The sequence below is a fragment of the Streptomyces sp. NPDC058534 genome (genome assembly GCF_042717365.1).
GTDB lineage: Bacteria > Actinomycetota > Actinomycetes > Streptomycetales > Streptomycetaceae > Streptomyces.
In genome coordinates, this window is record NZ_JBHXNW010000096.1 from 24,518 (window position 1) to 28,258 (window position 3,741).

Below are 3,741 nucleotides of genomic sequence, written 5' to 3' on the forward strand. Positions count from 1 at the left end.
GGGGGGTGGGGGGCGCTCCCCCCCCCCCGCGCCGCGGGGGCCCCCGCCCCCCACGCCGCACGACCCGAGGGAGAGCGCACCGATGAGCACCGCACGCCCGAACGACCGGCTGACCAGGCAGCAGCCCCTGGTACTAGGCCTGTTCCGCATCGTCCTGGGCCTGCTGTTCACCAGTGAGGGCGCCGCGACGGTCTTCGGGCTGCTGGACCGGCCGGCCAGTCCCGTGGGCGACTGGCCGTTCTGGTACGCCGGGGTGATCGAGCTGGTGGCCGGCGCCCTCGTCCTCGTCGGCGCGGCCACGCGCGGCGCGGCGTTCATCGGCTCGGGGAGCATGGCGTTCGCCTACTTCACCGAGCACCAGCAGGACGGGCTGTTCCCGCTCCAGAACGGCGGGCTGTCCCCGGCGCTGTTCTGCTGGGGCTTCCTGCTGCTGGTCTTCTTCGGGCCGGGTGCCCTGTCCCTGTCAGGGCGAGGTGGTCGTGGCCCCGGCGGCATCTGAGGCGTCCTCCTCCGGAGCCGCCGGGGGCGGAAAGATCAGGTCCTCGAGCGCGTCCGCGGCGAAGAGGAAGGCCATCATCACGACCGGTAGGAGAAGCGCGAGCAGAATCACAGGACCTCCCGGTAGGTCGGTCTGTGGGCTACGTGGCCCGGCTATCAGGATGACCCCGAATGGCGGAACGCGCACGGCGGGGCCGAGCGGCCGGAGCGACCGCGGTCTATTCGAACACGCGTTCCGAGGGTGACCTTCAGCCCCTTCTCGCACCCCGCAATGCGGCCCCCACCCGCACCTCAGGTGATCCTTTGGCCAACCGTTCACGCATATGCAGAACGAATGTGCGGCACAACCTCTGCCCACGGCATCGCCGTTGGGTACGTATGGAACCTCCGATCGAGATCAACTACAGCGATGTCGACGGCTGGACCGTCGTGGAGATCCGCGGCGAGGTGGACGTGTACACCGTGCCGACGATCAAGCAGCACATGATCGAGCGGCTCGCGGACGGACTCCGCCGTTTCGTCATCGACCTGCGCGGGGTGGCGTTCATCGACTCCATGGGGCTGGGCGTCCTGGTCGGCGTGCTCAAACGCGTCCACACGGTCCGCGGCGAGCTGAAACTGGTCATCACCGACGCCCCCACCAAGCAGCTCTTCGCGCTGACCGGGCTGCGTCACGTCTTCCCCATCTACGACTCGGTGTACCAGGCGAGACGTACGTCATGACCGGATGCCTTCTTGACGGTGGGCTCCCCCGCCCTCATATTCACCAACACCCCCTCGACAACCCGACAGAGGTGACCTGTGAGAGGCCTCAGACCCTGGGCTGCCGTCCACGCAGCCACCGCCCTCCTCCTGCTTACCACGGCTCTCACCCCCGGCACCTCTTCCGCGGCCGCCTCCCCACCGGGCGGGCCCGCCTTCGCCACGCACTCCGCCAGGGCGGCACTCTCCCGCCTGCTCCCCCGCCATGTCTCGCAGTTCACCCTGGTCCCGGCCGCCCGCCCCGCCTCCGGCGACTACTTCAGCGTGTCCGGCCGGGCCGGCCATGTGCGCGTCCGGGGCACCAGCCCGGCCGTGATCCTCAGCGGCGTCAACTGGTACCTCAAGTACACGGCGAAGGTGGACCTCGGGTGGCCCGGGCGGAGTACGGCGAAGCTGCCCCGCACGCTGCCGGCGCCGGCCGGGACCGTGCACCGGCAGGCGTCGGTGCCGCACCGCTTCGCGCTCAACGACACCGACGACGGCTACTCCGGCGCCTACCGCGACTGGGCCTCGTACGAGAAGCAGATCGACCTGCTCGCCCTGCACGGGGTGAACGAGGTCTTCGTGCAGATGGGCGCCGACGCCGTCTACCACGAGACATTCCAGGAGTTCGGCTACTCCGGGAAGGAGCTCAGGTCCTGGATCCCCGGTCCGGCGCACCAGCCGTGGTGGCTGATGCAGAACATGTCCGGCTTCGCCGGTCCCGTCTCCGAGCGGCTCCTCCGGGACCGCGCCGACCTCGGACGCCGGATCGCGGACCGGCTGCGCCGGCTCGGCATGACCCCGGTGCTGCCCGGCTACTTCGGCACGGTGCTCCCGGGATTCACGGAACGGAACCCCACCGGGCCGGTCGTCCCGCAGGGCCAGTGGGTCGGCTTCGAGCGGCCCGACTGGCTGGATCCGCGCAGCGAGGTGTTCCGCCGGGTCGCCGCCTCCTTCTACCGGCATCAGCGCGAGCTGTTCGGCGACTCGTCGATGTTCAAGATGGATCTGCTGCACGAGGGCGGCCGACCGGGGAACGTGCCGGTCGGGGACGCCGCCCGAGCCGTGATGAACGCTCTGCAGACCGCCCGTCCCGGTGCGGTCTGGACCCTGATCGGCTGGCAGAGGAACCCCTCGCCGGAGATCATCGACGCCGTCGACAAGAGCAGGCTGCTCATCGTCGACGGACTGTCCGACCGCTACAACGGGCTCGACCGGGAGACCACCTGGCACGGCGCACCCTACGCGTTCGGCACCATCCCCAATTTCGGCGGCCACACCACCATCGGCGCCAACACGGCCGTCTGGGCCGAGCGTTTCGACCAGTGGCGCGGCAAGCCAGGCAGCACCCTCGCGGGCATCGCCTACCTGCCCGAGGGCACCGGCGGCAATCCGGTCGCCTACGAGCTGTTCACCGAACTGGCCTGGCGGACGGGCCCGGTGGACCAGCGGGCCTGGTTCGCCGGCTACGCGTCACGCCGCTACGGCGGCCCCGACCCGCACGCGGCCCGCGCCTGGGAGCTGCTGCGCACGGGTCCGTACAGCACGCCCTCGGGTACCTGGAGCGAGTCGCAGGACAGCCTGTTCACCGCCCGTCCCCGGCTGACGGCCACCAATGCGGCCAGCTGGAGTCCCGGCGCGATGCGCTACGACCCGGACACCGTGCAGGAGGCGCTGGCCGAGTTGCTGACGGTCGCACCGGCGCTGCGCACGACCGACGCCTACCGCTTCGACCTGGTGGACGTCGCCCGTCAGGCGCTGGCCAACCGCAGCCGGGCCCTGCTCCCGGAGATCAAGGCCGCCTACGACGCCAAGGACCTGCCCCGCTTCCGTGCGCTGGCCTCGGAGTGGAAGAGCGACCTGGCGCTGCTTGACCGACTGCTGGCGACCGACACCCGGTTCCTGCTCGGGCCGTGGCTGGAGGATGCCAAGTCCTGGGGCCGTACGCGGGCCGAGCGGGCCGCGGCCGAGTTCGACGCCCGTTCGATCCTGACCACCTGGGGGCACCGCTCCGGCAGCGACACCGGCGGGCTGCGCGACTACGCCAACCGGGAGTGGTCGGGACTGGTCCGCGACTTCTACGCGATGCGGTGGACGACGTACCTCGACTCGCTCGACACCGCGCTGGCCACCGGCCGGCCGCCGGCGGCCATCGACTGGTTCGCGCTGGAGAACGCCTGGAACCAGGAGCGCGACCGCTACCCCGTCCATCCCTCGGGCGACCCGGTGGCCATGGCCACCGCGGTCCTCGACGCCCTGCCCGCCGCGAGCGGCTGACGGTACGTCACGAACAGACCCGCACCGAGCTACGAGGGAAGGACCGCGCATGCGCTTCACCGTGCTCTCGGCACCGGATGGCAGACGCTCGGGCAGACGTGCGGGTCTCGTCGTGGCCGTGCTGGGCGGTCTGGCCCTGGCCCTGACGACGACCACCGCACACGCCGCCACCGGCGACCCCGACGTCATCGCCCACCGCGGCTCCTCCGGCATGGCACCCGA

At 71.1% G+C, this 3,741-nt stretch carries 3 protein-coding genes; all 3 read left to right on the top strand.

The window, feature by feature from the left end:
* Nucleotides 1-82: 82 nt before the first annotated feature.
* The 3 genes from ACFWR9_RS37705 (at nt 83) to ACFWR9_RS37715 (ending at nt 3,519) form a co-directional block, all read left to right on the top strand.
* Entirely contained in the window at nt 83-499 is a 417-nt protein-coding gene (locus tag ACFWR9_RS37705) for a DoxX family protein (RefSeq protein ID WP_383850716.1), read from the top strand.
* A gap of 377 nt (nt 500-876) precedes the next feature.
* On the top strand, nt 877-1,221 hold the full coding sequence (locus ACFWR9_RS37710) for an STAS domain-containing protein (protein WP_383850718.1): 345 nt from the start codon (nt 877-879) through the stop codon (nt 1,219-1,221).
* Between the two features lie 78 nt (nt 1,222-1,299).
* On the top strand, nt 1,300-3,519 hold the full coding sequence (locus ACFWR9_RS37715) for an alpha-N-acetylglucosaminidase (protein WP_383850721.1): 2,220 nt from the start codon (nt 1,300-1,302) through the stop codon (nt 3,517-3,519).
* The last annotated feature ends 222 nt before the right edge of the window (nt 3,520-3,741 follow it).

Bases quoted from the DNA above. Each gene is read 5' to 3' on its own strand.
- ACFWR9_RS37710 (WP_383850718.1), top strand. From the start codon at position 877: ATGGAACCTCCGATCGAGATCAACTACAGCGATGTCGACGGCTGGACC.
- ACFWR9_RS37705 (WP_383850716.1), top strand. From the start codon at position 83: ATGAGCACCGCACGCCCGAACGACCGGCTGACCAGGCAGCAGCCCCTG.